The sequence below is a fragment of the Delftia sp. ASV31 genome (assembly GCF_016428765.1).
Classification (GTDB): domain Bacteria; phylum Pseudomonadota; class Gammaproteobacteria; order Burkholderiales; family Burkholderiaceae_C; genus Comamonas; species Comamonas acidovorans.
The window spans coordinates 1-17,379 of record NZ_JAELTK010000084.1 but is presented as its reverse complement, the minus strand read 5'-3'; the positions used below and the strand labels follow the sequence as shown (position 1 = coordinate 17,379).

The following is a 17,379-nucleotide window of genomic DNA, read 5'->3' as shown; positions in this document are numbered from 1 at the left end:
CAATCCGCGACCCCAGGTGCCAAGTCTGACCTCAGCTGTTGCTCAACGGCACCAGAGGCTGGGCTTGTAGATCAGGTCCATCCACAGCGCCCACACGGCCACGCCCACCAGCATCAGGCCGGCCAGGCGCGTGCCCCATTCGGCGCGCAGGCCGTTCAGGCGCTGCCGGCCCAGCCGCCACAGCCAGGGGCCGGCCACCAGCCACAGCCCGCTGCCCACGCCAAAGGCCGCCATGGCCAGCGCGCCCTGCAACGGGCCGCCGCTGAGCGCGGCGACCAGCACGGCCGAATACAGCAGTCCGCAAGGCATGAGCGCCCAGGCATAGCCTGCCGCCAGCGTGCCGCCCGGCGCCGACACCCAGGGCTGCACGCGCCGCCAGGCGGCGCGGCCGGCAGACTCCAGCCAGGCGGGCTGGCGGGCCTGCACCATCATGGCCAGGCCCCAGGCCATCACGGCGACATGGGTCAGCGTCCAGAACGGCTGCAGCGCCGTGGTCTGGCTGGTGAGCCAGGACAGGCTCTCCATGGCCAGGGCCGAGGCAGCGCCCAGGCTGGCATAGCCGGCCAGACGGCCGCCGTGGAACAGCGCCGTGCGCAGCCACAGCCGGCTTTGCAATCCATGCACGGCCACCACCTGCGAGCCGCCGCCCTGCCCCGCCCCGCCCGTGACCACGCCGCAGGGCGCAGCGCACATGGCAAGGCAATGGGGCCCACCGACGAGCCCCATGATCAAAGCGGTCCAGAGCAGCGACAACAGCATGGGGCCTAGATGATCCTCGAAAACCGCGCCCGGTTCTTGTCCGCCTGCAGATATCGGTCAAACAGCATGGCCACGCCGCGCACGAAGTACCAGCCCATGGGAGTGACCTGGAAGCCCTCGTCGCTGATCTGCACCAGGCCCTTGGCCTGCAGGTCCTCCAGGGCCGCCATCTCGGGCGCGAAGTACTCGCGAAAGCCCAGCAGCCAGGCCTGCTCCATGGGCTCGAACAGCACGGCGCCCTGGCACATGATGGCCATGATGACGGCGCGGCGCACCAGGTCGTCGCGCGACAGCGCCAGGCCCCGCACCACGGGCAGGTGGCTGGCGTCGATGGCGTCGTAGTACTCCTCCAGCGTCTTGGCGTTCTGGCTGTAGCTGGCACCCACCTTGCCGATGGCCGACACGCCCAGCGCAATCAGGTCGCAGTCGGGCTGGGTGCTGTAGCCCTGGAAGTTGCGGTGCAGCCGGCCCTGGCGCTTGGCCACGGCCAGCGAGTCCTCGGGCAGGGCGAAGTGGTCCATGCCCACATAGACATAGCCACCGTCCATGAACGCGGCGATGGAACGCGACAGCATGGCCAGCTTGTCGGCCCCCTGGGGCAGATCCTCGGCCGCAATGCGCCGCTGCGGCTTGAAGCGCTCGGGCAGGTGGGCATAGGCATAGAGCGCGATGCGGTCGGGCCGCAGCGCGTTGACCTGGGCCAGCGTGCGCTCGAAGGATTCGGGCGTCTGCTTGGGCAGGCCGTAGATCAGGTCCACGTTGATGGAGGCAAAGCCCAGCTGCCGCGCGGCCGCCACCAGCTCGAACACCTGCTCGGCCGGCTGCACGCGGTGCACGGCGATCTGCACCTGCTCGTCGAAGTCCTGCACGCCGAAGCTCAGACGGTTGAAGCCCAGCTCCTTGAGCACGGCCAGGCGCTCGACGCTGACAGTGCGCGGATCGACCTCGATGGAGTACTCGCCACCCGGCTCCAGCTTGAAATGCTCGCGCAACAGGCCCATCAGCGTGCGCAGCTCGTCGTCGGAGAAGAAGGTGGGCGTGCCGCCGCCCAGGTGCAGCTGGCTGACGGTCTGGCCCTTGCCGCAATGGGCCGTGTGCATGGCCATCTCGCGCGCCAGGTAGTCCAGGTAGACGGCGGCGCGATCGTGGTGGCGCGTCACGATCTTGTTGCAGGCGCAGTAGTAGCAAAGCGACTCGCAAAAAGGCACGTGCACATACAGCGACAAAGGCGTGGCACGCGCTGCGGTACTCGATTTGCGTTGTTGCAGCGCCAGGATATAGTCCTCTGCACCAAAGGCCTCGACAAAGCGGTCGGCGGTAGGGAACGAAGTGTATCGGGGCCCCGGTACGTCAAAGCGACGCAGCAGCTCTGGGGTGACAGCGGTCATGGGTTTTTTCCTCTAATACCTCGACTGTGCCGCAGCACATCGGTCATGTCCTTGACTCACATCAAGAGTTGTTTGAGGGACTGCTGCGACAATTTGATCCAACTCATCGCAATCCACGAGGTCACCGCCGGCACGCTGTGTGCCGCTGATGTTTATCACTCCATGAACCTTCAGACCATCAAAGCCTCCTGCTCCAACTGCAACCTGCGCGAACTGTGCATGCCCATGGGCCTGGATGCCGAGCAGATGCAGCGCATCGACGACATCGTGGCCACGCGCCGCAAGGTCAAGCGCGGAGGCCTGCTGTTTCGCAACGGCGAGACATTCACCTCGCTGTACGCCATCCGCACCGGCTTCTTCAAGACCTGCGTGGCCACCGAGGACGGACGCGATCAGGTCACAGGCTTTCAGATGGCCGGCGAGATCATCGGCCTGGACGGCATCGTCAACGACCACCACACCTGCGATGCCGTCGCGCTGGAAGATGCCGAAGTCTGCGTCATGCCCTTCGACAAGCTGGAAGACCTGTCGCGCGAGGTCACGGCCCTGCAAAACCATGTGCACAAGGTCATGAGCCGCGAGATCGTGCGCGAGCACGGCGTGATGCTGCTGCTGGGCAGCATGCGCGCCGAAGAGCGCCTGGCCGCCTTCGTGCTCAACCTGGTGCAGCGCCTGCATGCGCGGGGCTTTTCCAAGTCCGAACTGGTGCTGCGCATGACGCGCGAGGAAATCGGCAGCTACCTGGGCCTGAAGCTGGAGACGGTGAGCCGCACCTTCTCCAAGTTCGCGGACGACAACATCATCGAGGTGCGCCAGCGCCATCTGCGCATCCTGGACACGGATGCGCTCAAGCGCATCGTCAACAGCCAGCAGTGCCAGTGAGGCTGCAAGGGCGGCAAGCATTCATCCGCCAATGAACAAGGCCCGCGACAGCGGGCCTTGTTCATTGCGGCGGGCTCTCGCTCAGTCCCGCCCCAGCCCCTGCATGGCCAGGTCCGGGTCGGGCTCGGGCTCGGAGAGCACGCCGTCATTGAGATCGCGGGCCGAGCGGCCCAGCATGGTGGTCATCAGGCTGGAGAGCATGGTCACGCCCCAGAAGGCGAAGAAGGCCAGCGTGTAGATGCCCTGGCGCGACCAGCCCAGGTCGCCGAGCCAATGCAGCTCCAGGGGGTCCACAAAGGCAAAAACCAGCATCTCCATCACGGCGGCTGCCAGAAAGGCAGGCCAGGCAATCCACATCCAGCGTTGGGCCAACATCAGCGATCTCCTTGTGCTGTCGAGGGGTCGCCTTCATTGTGCGCCGCGCCAACGCATGGCGCCAAGCCCCGCAGCGCCCTGCACGCCTGTAGGAAACCCTCACCCGTCGCGCATGCCGGAGATGCGATCCGCCATGCAAAAAGGTCGCGACTGCGGCCTCTTGCAGGGGTGCACGGCGATCAGCGGTCCGTGGGGTGATCGTGCGCGGGCGTGGCCGCATGGTTGCGGCCGGTGACGGCGGGCGCCATGCTCTTGGGCACTTCGCGCACGCCATCGGCACGCTCGTTGATCGTGATGCCGTTGCGGTAGTAGTCGGGGTCGATCACGGGATCGGCGCCATTGATGGCGATGATGGCCGTGATCACGGCAGCGACCACCACGGCCGCCGGGCCGGCCACCACCAGCCAGACATGGCCGAACTTCCACCAGGGCTTGCCGGCGTCGGGGTGCGAGGGAGCCTGCGCGGGCGCGGAAACTGCGGGACTGGAAGACATGGGAAACCTCTTTCTTTCAGGCGGCAGGCGCGGACCGTGCCGCGCCTGCCAGGAACATCACCGGGGCACCAGGAAGACGGCCTTTTCGGACGCTCGTCCCGCGCCCGAATGCACGGCATCGATATCGAAGAATACGGTGTGCGAGCCCGGCTCGGCCGAACCGTAGGGAATCTGCAGGCGCGCCGCAATGCCGCGCGTCTCGGCCGGGCCGACCTCGACTTCCTGCTCGGACGCCAGCTCCAGCCCATCGAGGCCGTGGGCGCTGATGCGGTAGCGCTGGGCCTGCTCGGTGGCATTCATGATCTGCAGGCGGTAGACATTCTCCAGCTTGCCGCCCGCCACGATGCGCGACAGCGAGGCGCGGTCGCGGATCACGTCCACCTTGACCGACTGGCGCAGCGCCAGGCTCACGATCATGGCCACGCTCAAGCCGATCAGCACGGCCGAGTAGATCAGCACGCGCGGACGGAAGATGCGGCGCAGCACCTGGGCACGCCGCCACAGGCCGGCCATGGCGTTCTGCGTGGTCAGGCGGATCAGGCCGCGCGGGTACTCCATCTTGTCCATGATGGAGTTGCAGGCGTCTATGCACAGGCCGCAGCCAATGCATTCGTATTGCAGACCGTTGCGGATGTCGATGCCCACGGGGCAGACCTGCACGCACATCTTGCAGTCGATGCAGTCGCCCAGGCCCTGGGCCTTGTAGTCCACCTTCTTGGTGCGCGGCGCACGCGGCTCGCCCCGGCCCGTGTCGTAGCTGACGATCATGGTGTCCCGGTCGAACATGGCGCTCTGAAAGCGCGCATAGGGGCACATGTACTTGCAGACCTGCTCGCGCATGTAGCCCGCGTTGCCATAGGTGGCAAAGCCGTAGAACAGCACCCAGAACATCTGCCAGCTGCCCTGCAGCGCCAGCAGCTCGCCGCCCAGCTCGCGGATGGGCACGAAGTAGCCCACGAAGGTGAAGCCGGTCCACAGCGCAATGGCGATCCACAGCAACTGCTTGAGCGACTTCTTCCAGGCCTTCTCGAAGGTCCAGCCGTTCTTGTCCAGCCGCATGCGCGCGCTGCGGTCGCCTTCGACCTTGCGCTCCACCCACATGAAGATCTCGGTATAGACCGTCTGCGGGCACGAGAAGCCGCACCACAGGCGCCCGGCCACGGCCGTGAACAGGAACAATGCCAGCGCCGAGATGATCAGCAGGCCCGCCAGGTAGATGAAGTCCTGCGGGTACAGCACCAGCCCGAAGAGATAGAAGCGCCGCGCCCCGAGGTCGAACAGCACCATCTGGCGCTGGCCCCACTCCAGCCAGGGCAGGCCGTAGAAAACCAGTTGGGTGAGAAACACCAGGGCCCATCGCCAGCGTGCGAAGACACCGCTGATGGAGCGCGGGTAGACCTTCTTTTCCGACTCGAACATCGACACCAGCTCGCCCGGATCAGGCGTGGCCGGCGTGATCGGAATGACTTTGCGGGGAGGCTTCCCGGTGTCATCCCCGCTCTCGGGCTTCATGGTGGGTTCCTTTGTTTTTTTGAAATATCTGAAAACTCAAAACGCAAAAAGGCGGCGCCGCAGCGCCGCCCCCGTGCTTACTGACGGACTGCGCCGTCTTTGTGCGACATGCCCCAGACATAGGAAGCAAGCACCGCGATCTGCGCCTCGGTCAGCTTGTCCTTCTGGGCAGGCATCTCGTTGTGCTTGCCGTTGTTGATCATGGCCGTGATGGCGGCCTCGCCCCAGCCGTGCAGCCAGATGTCATCGGTCAGGTTGGGCGCGCCCAGGGCCTGGTTGCCCTTGCCGTCCATACCGTGGCAGGCAGCGCAGGCCGTGAACTTGGACTTGCCCAGCGAGGCCTTGAGCGAGTCGTGCGGGCTGCCCGACAGGCTCAGCACATAGTGCGAGAGGTTGCGCACATCGTCGGGCGTGCCGACGGCAGCGGCCATGGGCGGCATGATGCCGATGCGGCCGCCCGTGATGGTTTCCCTGATCTTCTCGGGCGTGCCGCCATGCAGCCAGTCGCCATCGGTCAGGTTGGGGAAGCTCTTGCCGCCGCGTGCATCCGAGCCGTGGCACTGTGCGCAGTTGTTCATGAACAGGCGCTCGCCGATGGCCATGGCCTGGGGGTCCTTGGCCATGTCTTCGGTGCTCATGCTCGTGAACTTGGCGTACAGCGGCTCCAGGTCCGCGCGGGCCTTGGCCATCTCGTTTTCATAGGCGCCCAGCTGCGTCCAGCCCAGCTTGCCCGCGAACGAGCCCAGGCCCGGATAGGCCGCCAGGTAGGCGAAGCCGAACACCGAGGTGATGATGAACAGCCACATCCACCACTTGGGCATGGGGTTGTTCAGCTCGCGCAGGTCCTCGTCCCAGACATGGCCCGTGGTGTTGTCGGCCGAGGGGACCACCTTCTTGCGTGCGGTGAGATACAGCAGCAGCAGGCAGCCGATGATGCCGCCCAGCGTGATCGCCGTGACATAGATCGACCAGAAGTTGTTTACGAAATCGCTCATGGGAAGTTCTCGTTCTGGTGGAGGGACTCAGTCTTGCTCGAACGGCAGCTGGGCGGCCTCGTCGAAACGGGCCTGGTTGCGGCGGGCGAACGCCCACCACCAGATGCCGATGAAGCAGGCCAGCGAGGCCAGCGTGGCCACGATGCGCATGGTGGTGATGTCCATGTCGCTCTCCTTTACTTGACCGAACGGCCCAGGACCTGCAGGTAGGCGATGACGGCGTCCATTTCCGTCTTGCCCTTGACCTGCTCGGCAGCGCCGCTGATTTCCTCGTCGCTGTAGGGCACGCCCACCTTGCGCAGCGCGCTCATGTGCTGGGCGACCACGGTGTCATCCACCTTGTTCTTTTCCAGCCAGGTGTAGGCAGGCATGTTGGACTCGGGCACCACGTCGCGCGGGTTGTTCAGGTGGATGCGATGCCATTCGTCGCTGTACTTGCCGCCCACGCGGTGCAGGTCGGGACCCGTGCGCTTGGAACCCCACTGGAAGGGGTGGTCATAGACGAACTCGCCAGCCACCGAGTAGTGGCCGTAGCGCATGGTCTCGGCGCGGAAGGGGCGGATCATCTGCGAGTGGCAGTTGTAGCAGCCCTCGCGCAGATAGACGTCGCGGCCCATCAGCTGCAGCGGCGTGTAGGGCTTGAGGCCCGCCACCGCTTCCGTGGTCGACTTCTGGAAGAACAGCGGAACGATTTCCACCATGCCGCCGACGGCGACCACCAGCAGGGTCAGCACGATCAGCAGGAAATTGTTGGTTTCCACCTTCTCGTGGGAAAAGCTCTTGGGAGCGCTATTGTTGTGATCGGACATGAGTAATGCTCCTAGACGCTCAGGCGTGGGCCACGACGGCAGGCACGGCCACCTTCACCGAACGGCCCGAGATCGCGGTCTTCCAGGTGTTCCACAGCATGACCAGCATGCCGCCCAGGTACAGCAGGCCACCGGCCACGCGGATCACGTAGAACGGATAGCTGGCCTTGACGCTTTCGACGAAGGTGTAGGTCAGCGTGCCATCGGGATTGACGGCGCGCCACATCAGGCCCTGCATCACACCGGCGATCCACATCGCGGCGATGTACAGCACGATGCCGATGGTGGCCATCCAGAAGTGCAGTTCGATGGCGCCCACCGAGTGCATCTTGGTCTTGCCGAACAGGCGCGGGATCAGGTAGTACAGCGAGCCCATGGTGATCAGGCCCACCCAGCCCAGGGCGCCCGAGTGAACGTGGCCCACGGTCCAGTCCGTGTAGTGCGACAGCGCGTTGACGGTCTTGATGGACATCATCGGACCTTCGAACGTGGACATGCCGTAGAACGACAGCGACACGATCAGGAAGCGCAGGATAGGGTCGTCGCGCAGCTTGTGCCATGCGCCCGACAGCGTCATCACGCCGTTGATCATGCCGCCCCAGCTGGGAGCCAGCAGGATCAGCGAGAACACCATGCCCACGGACTGCGTCCAGTCGGGCAGCGCGGTGTAGTGCAGGTGGTGAGGACCCGCCCACATGTAGGTGAAGATCAGCGCCCAGAAGTGGACGATGGACAGGCGGTAGCTGTAGACCGGACGGCCAGCCTGCTTGGGGATGAAGTAATACATCATGCCCAGGAAGCCTGCGGTCAGGAAGAAGCCCACGGCGTTATGGCCGTACCACCACTGCACCATCGCGTCCTGCACGCCGGCGTAGGCCGAGTAGCTCTTCATCCAGCCGGCCGGAATGGCTGCGCTGTTGACGATGTGCAGCAGTGCCACGGCGATGATGAAGGCGCCGAAGAACCAGTTGGCCACGTAGATGTGACGGACCTTGCGGATGCCGATGGTTCCGAAGAACACGATGGCATACGAGACCCAGGTCACGGCGATCAGCAGGTCGATCGGCCACTCCAGCTCGGCGTACTCCTTGCCCTGGGTGTAGCCCAGCGGCAGGCTGATGGCGGCGGCGACGATGACGATCTGCCAGCCCCAGAAGGTCAGGCTGGCCAGCTTGGGCATGAACAGCCGCGTCTGGCAGGTGCGCTGCACCACGTAGTAGCTGGTTGCGAACAGCGCCGATCCGCCAAAGGCAAAGATCACGGCGTTCGTGTGCAGCGGACGCAGGCGTCCGTAGCTCAGCCATGGAATGCCGAAGTTGAGTTCCGGCCAGGCCAGCTGCGAGGCGATCAACACCCCGACAGCCATGCCTACCACCCCCCAGACGACGGCCATGATAGAGAACTGCCTTACGACGGAATCGTCGTAATAGACAGCGTTTTTATTTGAACTATCCATCGTGCACCCCTTAGATTGCTATCAAAGTGTTACGTCCTTCGCTCCCGGGCGTGTTGACCCACGTCAATCGTCCCGAAGAATGCGCTCACCCTCTTGCTCCACACTCTCGAACTGCCCGCGATACACGGCCCACCACAGGGCCGCAAGGATGGCCAGCACCAGCACCACCGACAGCGGGATCAGCAAATACAAAATATCCATGGTCAGTTCCCCGTGGCGCTGACGCGCCACGCCTTGCCCCCAGAACGGGCGCGATCCAGCTCAGTGACACCGAGCAAGAGCCGCCTCGCGGCGAAGGTGTCGTTCCCCTCCCGCGAAGCGAGAGAGGGGGAAGCGGCGCAGCCGCTCAGGGGGTGTATTTCCATCAGAACCTCCCCACCGTTGCGGTGGAGCCCGTCTTCATCGCGACGGACGCTGCGGGCGCAGCAGGCGTGCCCGTGTGATTCGTTGCAGCCAGTGGCAGGCTGCGCGCAAGGCGCGCGGCATTCATCACCACCAGCAGCGAACTCAGTGCCATTCCCAGGCCGGCCACCCAGGCAGGCATGAAGCCCGCCAGGGCCAGCGGAATCGACACCGCGTTGTAAGCGGCTGCCCAGGCCATGTTCTGGCGCACCACCTGCAGCGTGCGGCGCGACAACAGGCATGCCTGGAGTACCAGTTCCAGGCTGTCACCCAGAACAACGAAATCTGCGCGCGATTGTGCCAGGGGCACTGCTCTACCAAACGCAAAAGAGACATGCGCTCCAGCTAAAACTGGGCCGTCGTTGAGGCCGTCGCCCACCATGGCCACGTGGTGGCCGGCAGCCTGCGCCTGCTGCAGGCGTTCCAGCTTGTCCTGCGGGCTGCAGCCGCCTTCGGCCTGGGTGATGCCCACGCGCGCCGCCATGGCGCGGGCCGCGTCCTCGCGGTCGCCGGACAGCAGCATCACCTGTACGCCATGCCGGTGCAGCGCCTGCACCACGGCGGCGGCCTCGGGCCGCACGTCCTCGCTGAGGACGAAGCGGGCCAGCGTGTGCCAGCCCTGCGAGGTCTCCTCGGCCAGCAGCACACCCTGCACGGGCTGCTCCCCGGCCAGGCCTGCGTGCAGGGCCGAGCCCAGCCGCAGATGGCGGCGCGCGCCGGCGCGCTGCACCCAGGCGTCCAGGCCCAGGCCGGCCATTTCCTGCATGGTGTCCAGCTTCCAGTCGGTGGCGGCATCGGCACCGGCCTGCGCAATGGCGCGCGAGGCCGGGTGGATGGACTGGCGCGCCAGCAGCGCCGCCAGTGCCAGCACTTCGTCGGCATCTTCGCCCGCAGCAGGCTCGAAGGACGACAGGGCCAGGCCATCGCGCGTGAGCGTGCCGGTCTTGTCGAACACCAGGGTGTCCACGGCGGCCAGCGCCTCCAGGCCCTGCAGGTTGCGCACCAGCACGCCGCTGCGCGCCAGCGTGCCGGCGGCAGTGAGCATGGCCACGGGCGTGGCCAGCGACAGCGCGCAGGGGCAGGTGACGATGAGCACGGCCACCGCCACCATCATGGCCTTGCCGGGATCGGTGGGCCACCACCAGATGGCGGCGCCCAGCGCAGCCAGCAGCACCACGACGAGAAAGGGCCGCGCCACCTTGTCGGCCAGCTGGGCCAGCCGCGGCTTTTGCAGCGAGGCGCTTTCCATCAGGCCCACGATCTGGGCGAAGCGCGTATCGGCGCCCACGCCATCCACGCGCACATCGACCACGGCATCCAGGTTGTAGCTGCCGGCCGTGACGGTATCGCCCTCGGCACGCAGCACGGGCGTGGACTCGCCGGTGAGCAGGGCCTCGTCGGCATGGGTGCGGCCGCGCACGATGGTGCCGTCGGCCGGGAAGGCCTCGCCACTGAGCACGCGCACCCGGTCGCCCGCCCGCAGGCGGCGCGTGGCCACGCGCTCGAAATGGCCGGCTGCGTTCTCGCGCAGCACGGCATCGGGCAGGCGGTTCATCACCGCCTCCAGCGCGCCGGCCGTGCGGTCGCGCAGGCGCAGCTCCAGCCAGCGGCCGGACAGCAGGAAGAAGACGAACATGGTCAGCGAGTCGTAGAAGACTTCCTCGCCGAAGGGGCCCGAAGGATCGAAGGTGCCCAGCGAACTGATCACGAAGGTGATCAGCATGCCCAGGGCCACGGGCAGGTCCATGCTCACGCGGCGCTGGCGTATGTCGCGCAGCGCGCTGGAGAAGAAGGGGCCGCAGCAAAACAGCACCACGGGCAGCGAGATGACCCAGGAGGCCCAGCGCAGCAGCGTCTCCATCTCCTGCGACAGGTCGCCGGGGCGGGCCACGTAGGCGGGCCACGCATACATCATGACCTGCATCATGCAAAAGCCGGCCACCAGCCAGCGCCACAGCGCACGGCGGCTCTCGGCCTGGCGGCGCTCGCGCGCAAAGGCATCGCGTGCGGGAAGCGCCTGGTAGCCGGCTCGCCGCACGGCCTCCATCCACTCGGAGGGAAGCACCTGCGCGTGGCGCCAGGTGACACGGGCGCGGCGCGTGGCAGCACTGACTTCGGCCTTCTCCACTCCGGGCACGGCACGCAGCGCATCCTCGATGGTCAGGGCGCATGCGGCACAGTGCATGCCTTCCAGAACGACGTGCGAATCCCAGGCGGGAAAGTCGGTGGGTTCCTTGGAAGGGTCGGCGGGAGTTGCGGGGCCTGCGGGCCGTCCGAACGAACTCCACTCCTGCGGGTCATCCAGCAGCCGGGCGGTGGCCTGCTGCGAGGGCGAGGGGCCTGAATCAAGCGCCGCCACTGCCGCCTCGCTGGATGGGGCTATCGTGGTGTGGGGCATGGTTCTTAGCGTAATCGGGCCGCATGATAAGCGTATTGACATTAATCAACCGTTAACTCATGGTTGGGTCTATGCTGACTTCATCCCATCCATCAGCACACACGAAAGGAGCACGCATGTACAACCGCATCCTGATCGCCACCGACGGTTCCGAGCTTTCCGACAAGGCCGTGGACAGCGGGCTGGGCCTTGCCGCGCTGTGCGGCGCCAGCGTCGTCGTCGTCCAGGTGGTGCAACACTATCCGCGCAGCTACTTCGAGGGCGGCGAGACCGTGGACCTCAAGCAGATCGAGCGCATCGAAGGCCAGTGGACTTCCAACGCGCAGACCGTGCTGGATGCCATCCATGCCAAGGGACAGGCTCTGAAGGTCAACGTGACCACCGAGATCGTCAAGTCCGACCTGGTCGCCGAAAGCGTGATCGACGTGGCCAAGCGCCGCGACTGCGATCTCATCGTCATGGCCTCGCACGGACGCAAGGGCCTGCAGCGCCTGCTGCTGGGCAGCGAGACGCAGCATGTGCTCACGCACACCCATATCCCCGTGCTCGTCCTGCGTTGAAGGGTAGCGGCAGCCTCGGCGGCCGCCACACAAAAAAAGGCATCGGCGGCGCCGATGCCTTTTGCTTTTTCAATCAGGCCAGGGCGCAATCCGCACCCTGGCGCCAACTCAGGCGAACAGCTGCTTGTGTTCGTCGCGCAGCAGGTTCTTCTGCACCTTGCCCATGGTGTTGCGCGGCAGCTCCTGCACTACGAAGCAGCGCTTGGGAATCTTGAAATTGGCCAGCTGGCCCTTGAGAGCATCGACCACCGCCTGGGGCTCCAGGGCGGCCCCGGGGCGCGGCACGACCACGGCCACGCCCACTTCGCCGAAGTCCGGGTGCGGCACGCCGACCAGGGCGCTTTCGGCCACGCCGGGCAGCTCGTTGATGAAGCCTTCGATCTCGGCCGGATAGACGTTGTAGCCGCCCGAGATGATCAGGTCCTTGCTGCGGCCCACGATGCTCACATAGCCCCGCTCGTCGAGCTTGCCCACGTCGCCCGTGCGGAACCAGCCATCGGCCGTGAACTCCTCGGCCGTCTTCTCGGGCATGCGCCAGTAGCCCTTGAACACATTGGGGCCGCGCACCTGGATATTGCCGATCTCGCCCACGGGCACCTGCTCGCCTGCGTCGTCCACGATGCGCACGCCCACGCCGGGCAGCGCAAAGCCCACGGTGCCGGCGCGGCGCTCGGACTGGCCGCCGTTGTGCGCGTCGGCGCGGTAGGGATTGGAGGTCAGCATGATGGTCTCGCTCATGCCGTAGCGCTCCAGGATGACGTGGCCGGTGCGCTCCTGCCAGTCGCGGTGCGTCTCCACCAGCATGGGGGCCGAGCCCGAGATGAACAGCCGCATGTGGGCCGCCGCCTCGCGCGTGAGCCGCGCGTCCGCCAGCATGCGCACGTAGAGCGTGGGCACGCCCATGAAGACGGTGGCGTCGCGCATGCGCGAGATCACCGTGCCGGGTTCGAACTTCGACAGCCAGATCATGGGGCTGCCATTGATCAGCGCGCCGTGGATGGCCACGAACAGGCCGTGCACATGGAAGATGGGCAGCGCGTGGATGAGCACGTCGCCCTCCTGCCAGCCCCAGTAGTCCTTGAGCGTCTCGGCGTTGGACAGCATGTTGCCGTGCGTGAGCATCGCCCCCTTGCTGCGGCCCGTGGTGCCGCTGGTGTAGAGGATGGCGGCCAGGTCGTCCTCGCCGCGCTCCACCACCTCATGCTCGTCGCCATGGTGGGCCGCGCGTTCCAGCAGCGTGCCGCTGCGGTCGTCGCCCAGGGTGTAGACATGGGCCACGCCCGAGGTGAAGGCGATCTTGGAGACCCAGCCGAAATTGCCCGGCGCGCAGACCACGACGGCGGGCTCGGCATTGCCCACGAAGTATTCGATCTCGGCGCTCTGGTAGGCCGTGTTCAGCGGCAGGAAGACATGGCCGCTGCGCAGCGTGGCCAGATAGAGCATCAGCGCCTCGACCGACTTTTCCACCTGCACGGCGATGCGGCTGGCGGGCGGCAGTTGCAGCGACTGCAGCAGGTTGGCCATGCGCGCGCTGCCACGGTCCAGGTCGGCCCAGCTGTAGAACAGGCTGGCGCCGTCCGCGCCTATGGCCTCTACGGCCCACTTCTGCAGATCCTGGGGAAAGGCGGCGCGCAAGGCAGCGAACAGATTGCGGTTGGTCATGGCTGTGAAGAAGAAGGAAGAGTCCGCGGGAAGCAGGGAAATCTCAGGCACGTTCATGGTTGGGCGAAGGCTGCGCCACGGACAGCTCGCGCAGGATGCGCTCGCGGTCCGCGTCCAGCGCGGGCGGCTGCCTGCGCACCAGGGGCTGATCGCACGCGGCCAGCAAGGGGTTGCCCGCCACGCGCAGCGTCTGGCCACCGGGGGCCTGCACCTGGGCCAGCATGCCGCGCTCGCGCACCTGGGGGTGCTCGACGACATCGGCCACGCTGTTGTACTCCCCCGCCGGGATGCCATTATCAGTGAGCAGGCGCAGCCAATGCGCCCTGGGACTGTCCCGCAGGCGCGCCTCCAGCGCGGCCTTGAGTTCGGCCTGGTGCTCGCAGCGCAGGGCATTGCCGGCAAAGCGCGCGTCCTCGGCCAGTTCGGGCAATTGCAGCAGGCTGCACAGCTTGCGGAACAGCGCATCGCTGCCCACGGCGATGACGAACCAGCCGTCCTGCGCCGCGAACACATCGAAGGGTGCCATGGACGGATGCCGCGTACCCATGGGCCCCGGCACGCTGCCCAGCGCACCGAGCCGCGCCACGGGGTTCTCCAGCAGGGCCACCTGGCAGTCGAGCATGGAGACATCGACACGCTCGCCCTGCCCCGTGCGGGCGCGGCGCATGAGCGCAGCCTGCGTGCCGATGACGGCATACAGCCCCGCGCCCAGGTCGCCGATGGACACGCCCACGCGGCAGGGCCCGGCGCCCGGGTGGCCGGTCACGCTCATCATTCCGCTCATGGCCTGCACCACCATATCGTAGGCAGGAAAGCCGCTGTAGGGACCCGTCTGGCCAAAGCCAGAGACCGACGTCATCACCAGCCGGGGATGGCGCGCATGCAGGGTCTCCCAGCCATAGCCTAGCTTGTCCATGGTGCCGGGGCGGAAGTTCTCGACCAGCACATCGGCGCCTTGCAGCAGGCGCTCGAAGACCTCGCGGTCCTGCGGCTGCTTGAGGTCCAGCGCAATGGATTCCTTGTTGCGGTTCACCGACAGGAAATAGGCCGACCCCCCGTCCACAAACGGCCCGATGCCGCGCGCATCGTCGCCCGTGCCGGGCTGCTCCACCTTGATCACGCGCGCGCCCAGGTCGGCCAGCATCTGCGTGCACATGGGGCCGGCCAGCACGCGCGTGAGGTCGATGACGGTAAGGCCTTCCAGCGGCAGGCCCGTGGCTTGTTCATTCATAGGGATTTCCATATCGTTATCTACTGCTTGATGCGACACCCACAACCCGTGGGACCGGCGGGGCCCAAGACCAGGACACCGAGGAAGGGCCGCTCCCGCACCGAGGGTGTCGTCCCCCCGCGAAGCGAGAGGGGGAAGGCGCGTGGCGCCTCAGGGGGTGTCTCACTGCAGCCCGGCGCCGGAACGCTGGGTCAGGGCCTTGGACTCCTGCCCTTCCTTCAAGGCCCAGGCGCGGAATTCCTCCAGGGATGCCGAGGGCGCGGCCAGATTGCCCTGCTTGGCCAGCCTGGCCTTCACATCGGGGTCTTCCAGCGCCTTGGTGCTGGCATCGAACAGCTTCCTGGCCACCTCCTCGGGCAGGCCCGCCGGTGCGAACAGCCCGAACCAGAAGGTGTAGTCAAAGCCCGGCACGCCGGACTCCTTCATGCCCGGCAGCTCGGGAAACAGCGGGGAGCGCTCGGCCGTGCTCACGGCCAGCATGCGCAGCTTGCCCGCCTGGGCCAGCGGCAGCACCGAGGGCGGCGTGCCGAAGGTCAGGTCCACATCGCCGGCGGCCACGGCCTGTATCGATGGCGCACCGCCCTTGAACGGCACATGCAGCATGCGCAGGCCGCCGCTGGCGCCCGCGAACGACAGCGTGGCCAGGTGCGTGATCACGCCTGCGCCCGAGGAGGAATAGCTGAGCTTGTCGGGCTGGCTGCGCGCCAGCGCCACCAGATCGCCCACGCCCTGGCCCGGAAAATCCTTGCGTACGGCCAGCAGCATGGGGGCCGAACTCCAGCGCGTGATGCCCGTGAAGTTGCGCGCGCCGTCATAGCGCGCGCTCTTGTAGAGCAGCTGGTCCGAGCCATAGATATTGGCGCTGCCCAGCAGCAGCGTGTAGCCGTCGGGCGCTGCACGCGCCACATGCTCGGAGGCCAGCGTGGTGCCGGCGCCCGGGCGGTTGTCCACCAGCAGGGGCTGGCCCAGGATCTTGCCGACCTTGTCTGCCACGATGCGCGCCACCGCATCGGCGCCGCCACCGGGCGGAAATCCCACGACCAGCGTGACGGGCCGGGCGGGATAGGACTGGGCCATCGTGCCACCGGCCAATCCGGCCAGCAGCAACGACAGTGCAAAACGCTTGAACATGGCTTGTCTCCTGTTTATTGATACCCCCTGAGTCGCTGCGCGCCTTCCCCCAAAGGGGGACGACACCCTCGGTGCGGGAGCGGCCCTTGCTCGGTGTCCCCGAGTTGGGCCGCGCCGGTTCCGTGGGCTGTGGGCGGTAGGCAGCACCACGGGCAATCTGCGTGTATGCGGGAGGATGCGGTTCAGCGCCCCTTGAACTCCGGACTGCGCTTCTCGCGCCAGGCCCGGCCGCCTTCCTGCAGGTCTTCGGAGGCGATGCTGCGCTGCACCTCGCGCGTGATCTCGGCCACGTCATGGCGGCCGCGCGCGATCAGGTTCAGGTGCTTTTTCATGCCGAACAGGGGGATGGGCGCCATGGCGGCCAGCGTGCCGGTGAGCTGCTCCACGGCCGCGGCGAAGGCGGCGGGATCGGCCAGATGGGTGAGGAATCCGCAGGCCTTCATCTCCGGGGCCTGGATGCGCTCGCAGGTCAGGAACAGCCGCTTGGCCGTGTCCAGGCCCAGGCGCGAGACATAGCGCTCCAGCCCACCCGCGTAGAAATGCAGGCCCAGGCGCGCGGCCGGCATGAACATTTCGGCCGCCGTGCTGCCCACGCGAAAGTCGCAGGCCAGGGCCATGTCGGTGGCACCGCCGTAGACGCCGCCGTGGATGGCGGCCACGGTCACGGCGCGGCATTGCTCGATGGCGTCCACCATCTCGCCGAAGCTGCTGCCCTCGGTCTGGCTGCCCTGGATCTCTGATATATCATAACCACTGCAAAAGTACTTGCCTTCGCTGCGCAGCACCACCACGCGCACATCGTCGCGGTGGTTGATATGCTCCATGTGCGCGACCAGCGCGCCCAGGTCTTCCGGGGCCAGCTTGTTGGCCGCTTCGGGGCGCTGCAGCGTGATGGTGGCCAGGTGATCCTGGATGTCGAGTCTGGGTGTCATATGTATCAGTCAGTCAATCAGATATATTTGAATTAGAAAATGCTTCCAGCCAAGCAGCCATTGGAGAAAACCCCGGCCACGTCCAGCCTGCAGGAGCGTATACGGCAATCGCTGGAAGACGAGCTGCGCTCGGGCGCCATGCGGCCCGGCGACGCCATCGACGAGCCGGCCCTGTGCGAACGCTTCGGCGCCTCGCGCACCCTGTCTCTTATACACATCTGACGCTGCCGACGAAATGCGAACAGTGTAGGTGTCGGGGGTCGCCGTGGCATTGGGGGGGGGGGGGGGGGGGGGGGGGGGGGGGGGGGGGGGGGGGGGGGGGGGGGGGGGGGGGGGGGGGGGGGGGGGGGGGGGGGGGGGGGGGGGGGGGGGGGGGGGGGGGGGGGGGGGGGG

Annotated in this window: 18 protein-coding genes and 1 pseudogene; 3 read left to right on the top strand and 16 right to left on the bottom strand. The window is 66.7% G+C overall.

Annotation, left to right across the window (positions count from 1 at the left end; translation table 11 throughout):
* Positions 1-42: 42 nt before the first annotated feature.
* Together JHD82_RS23685 and hemN are read right to left on the bottom strand one after the other, a co-directional pair.
* Entirely contained in the window at positions 43-759 is a 717-nt protein-coding gene (locus JHD82_RS23685) for a sulfite exporter TauE/SafE family protein (RefSeq protein WP_012204632.1), read from the bottom strand.
* Positions 760-764: 5 nt separating this feature from the next.
* A complete protein-coding gene (gene hemN, locus JHD82_RS23680) occupies positions 765-2,147 on the bottom strand; it encodes an oxygen-independent coproporphyrinogen III oxidase (protein WP_199139100.1) in 1,383 nt (460 codons plus the stop codon).
* A gap of 162 nt (positions 2,148-2,309) precedes the next feature.
* Here hemN and fnr point away from each other — a divergent pair, with 162 nt between their 5' ends.
* The gene (fnr, locus tag JHD82_RS23675; protein ID WP_043781458.1) at positions 2,310-3,029 is read left to right on the top strand and encodes a fumarate/nitrate reduction transcriptional regulator Fnr; all 720 of its coding nucleotides are present in this window, start codon (positions 2,310-2,312) and stop codon (positions 3,027-3,029) included.
* 81 nt (positions 3,030-3,110) lie between these two features.
* Here the strand turns inward: fnr and JHD82_RS23670 are convergent, their stop codons facing one another.
* The 9 genes from JHD82_RS23670 to JHD82_RS23630 form a co-directional block, all read right to left on the bottom strand.
* On the bottom strand, positions 3,111-3,404 hold the full coding sequence (locus tag JHD82_RS23670; protein ID WP_012204629.1) for a hypothetical protein: 294 nt from the start codon (positions 3,402-3,404) through the stop codon (positions 3,111-3,113).
* A gap of 179 nt (positions 3,405-3,583) precedes the next feature.
* Positions 3,584-3,898 (bottom strand): FixH family protein, encoded by a 315-nt coding sequence (locus JHD82_RS23665; protein WP_012204628.1) that lies wholly within the window; start codon positions 3,896-3,898, stop codon positions 3,584-3,586.
* A gap of 57 nt (positions 3,899-3,955) precedes the next feature.
* Positions 3,956-5,410 carry a cytochrome c oxidase accessory protein CcoG gene (gene ccoG, locus JHD82_RS23660; protein ID WP_012204627.1) on the bottom strand — a complete coding sequence of 485 codons (1,455 nt, stop codon included), beginning with the start codon at positions 5,408-5,410 and terminating at the stop codon, positions 3,956-3,958.
* 77 nt (positions 5,411-5,487) lie between these two features.
* Entirely contained in the window at positions 5,488-6,405 is a 918-nt protein-coding gene (gene ccoP / locus JHD82_RS23655; protein WP_012204626.1) for a cytochrome-c oxidase, cbb3-type subunit III, read from the bottom strand.
* A gap of 27 nt (positions 6,406-6,432) precedes the next feature.
* Positions 6,433-6,570: a cbb3-type cytochrome c oxidase subunit 3 gene (locus tag JHD82_RS23650; protein ID WP_012204625.1), complete on the bottom strand. Its 138-nt coding sequence runs from the start codon at positions 6,568-6,570 to the stop codon at positions 6,433-6,435.
* 11 nt (positions 6,571-6,581) lie between these two features.
* Complete coding sequence (gene ccoO / locus JHD82_RS23645) at positions 6,582-7,214, bottom strand: cytochrome-c oxidase, cbb3-type subunit II (RefSeq protein ID WP_012204624.1); 633 nt, start codon at positions 7,212-7,214, stop codon at positions 6,582-6,584.
* A gap of 19 nt (positions 7,215-7,233) precedes the next feature.
* Complete coding sequence (gene ccoN / locus JHD82_RS23640) at positions 7,234-8,670, bottom strand: cytochrome-c oxidase, cbb3-type subunit I (protein ID WP_012204623.1); 1,437 nt, start codon at positions 8,668-8,670, stop codon at positions 7,234-7,236.
* A gap of 63 nt (positions 8,671-8,733) precedes the next feature.
* A complete protein-coding gene (gene ccoS, locus JHD82_RS23635) occupies positions 8,734-8,871 on the bottom strand; it encodes a cbb3-type cytochrome oxidase assembly protein CcoS (protein WP_013803228.1) in 138 nt (45 codons plus the stop codon).
* Between the two features lie 163 nt (positions 8,872-9,034).
* A complete protein-coding gene (locus JHD82_RS23630) occupies positions 9,035-11,470 on the bottom strand; it encodes a cation-translocating P-type ATPase (RefSeq protein WP_199139098.1) in 2,436 nt (811 codons plus the stop codon).
* A gap of 116 nt (positions 11,471-11,586) precedes the next feature.
* Here JHD82_RS23630 and JHD82_RS23625 point away from each other — a divergent pair, with 116 nt between their 5' ends.
* The gene (locus tag JHD82_RS23625; protein WP_012204620.1) at positions 11,587-12,030 is read left to right on the top strand and encodes a universal stress protein; all 444 of its coding nucleotides are present in this window, start codon (positions 11,587-11,589) and stop codon (positions 12,028-12,030) included.
* 108 nt (positions 12,031-12,138) lie between these two features.
* Here JHD82_RS23625 and JHD82_RS23620 read toward each other — a convergent pair whose 3' ends face one another.
* From JHD82_RS23620 to JHD82_RS23605, 4 genes are all read right to left on the bottom strand, one after another.
* The gene (locus tag JHD82_RS23620) at positions 12,139-13,692 is read right to left on the bottom strand and encodes a malonyl-CoA synthase (RefSeq protein WP_199139096.1); all 1,554 of its coding nucleotides are present in this window, start codon (positions 13,690-13,692) and stop codon (positions 12,139-12,141) included.
* Positions 13,693-13,735: 43 nt separating this feature from the next.
* Complete coding sequence (locus JHD82_RS23615; protein ID WP_043781451.1) at positions 13,736-14,923, bottom strand: CaiB/BaiF CoA-transferase family protein; 1,188 nt, start codon at positions 14,921-14,923, stop codon at positions 13,736-13,738.
* A 162-nt stretch (positions 14,924-15,085) separates the two neighbouring features.
* A complete protein-coding gene (locus tag JHD82_RS23610) occupies positions 15,086-16,054 on the bottom strand; it encodes a tripartite tricarboxylate transporter substrate binding protein (protein WP_043819460.1) in 969 nt (322 codons plus the stop codon).
* Between the two features lie 182 nt (positions 16,055-16,236).
* Entirely contained in the window at positions 16,237-16,986 is a 750-nt protein-coding gene (locus JHD82_RS23605) for an enoyl-CoA hydratase/isomerase family protein (RefSeq protein ID WP_012204616.1), read from the bottom strand.
* Positions 16,987-17,025: 39 nt separating this feature from the next.
* On the opposite strand from JHD82_RS23605, the pseudogene JHD82_RS23600 reads away from it, so the two are divergent.
* Positions 17,026-17,187: pseudogene (locus JHD82_RS23600) on the top strand (GntR family transcriptional regulator); the annotation flags it as partial.
* A gap of 7 nt (positions 17,188-17,194) precedes the next feature.
* On the opposite strand, the gene JHD82_RS23595 reads toward JHD82_RS23600, so the two are convergent.
* On the bottom strand, positions 17,195-17,379 hold a 185-nt coding region (locus JHD82_RS23595), incomplete at its 5' end, for a hypothetical protein (protein ID WP_199139094.1).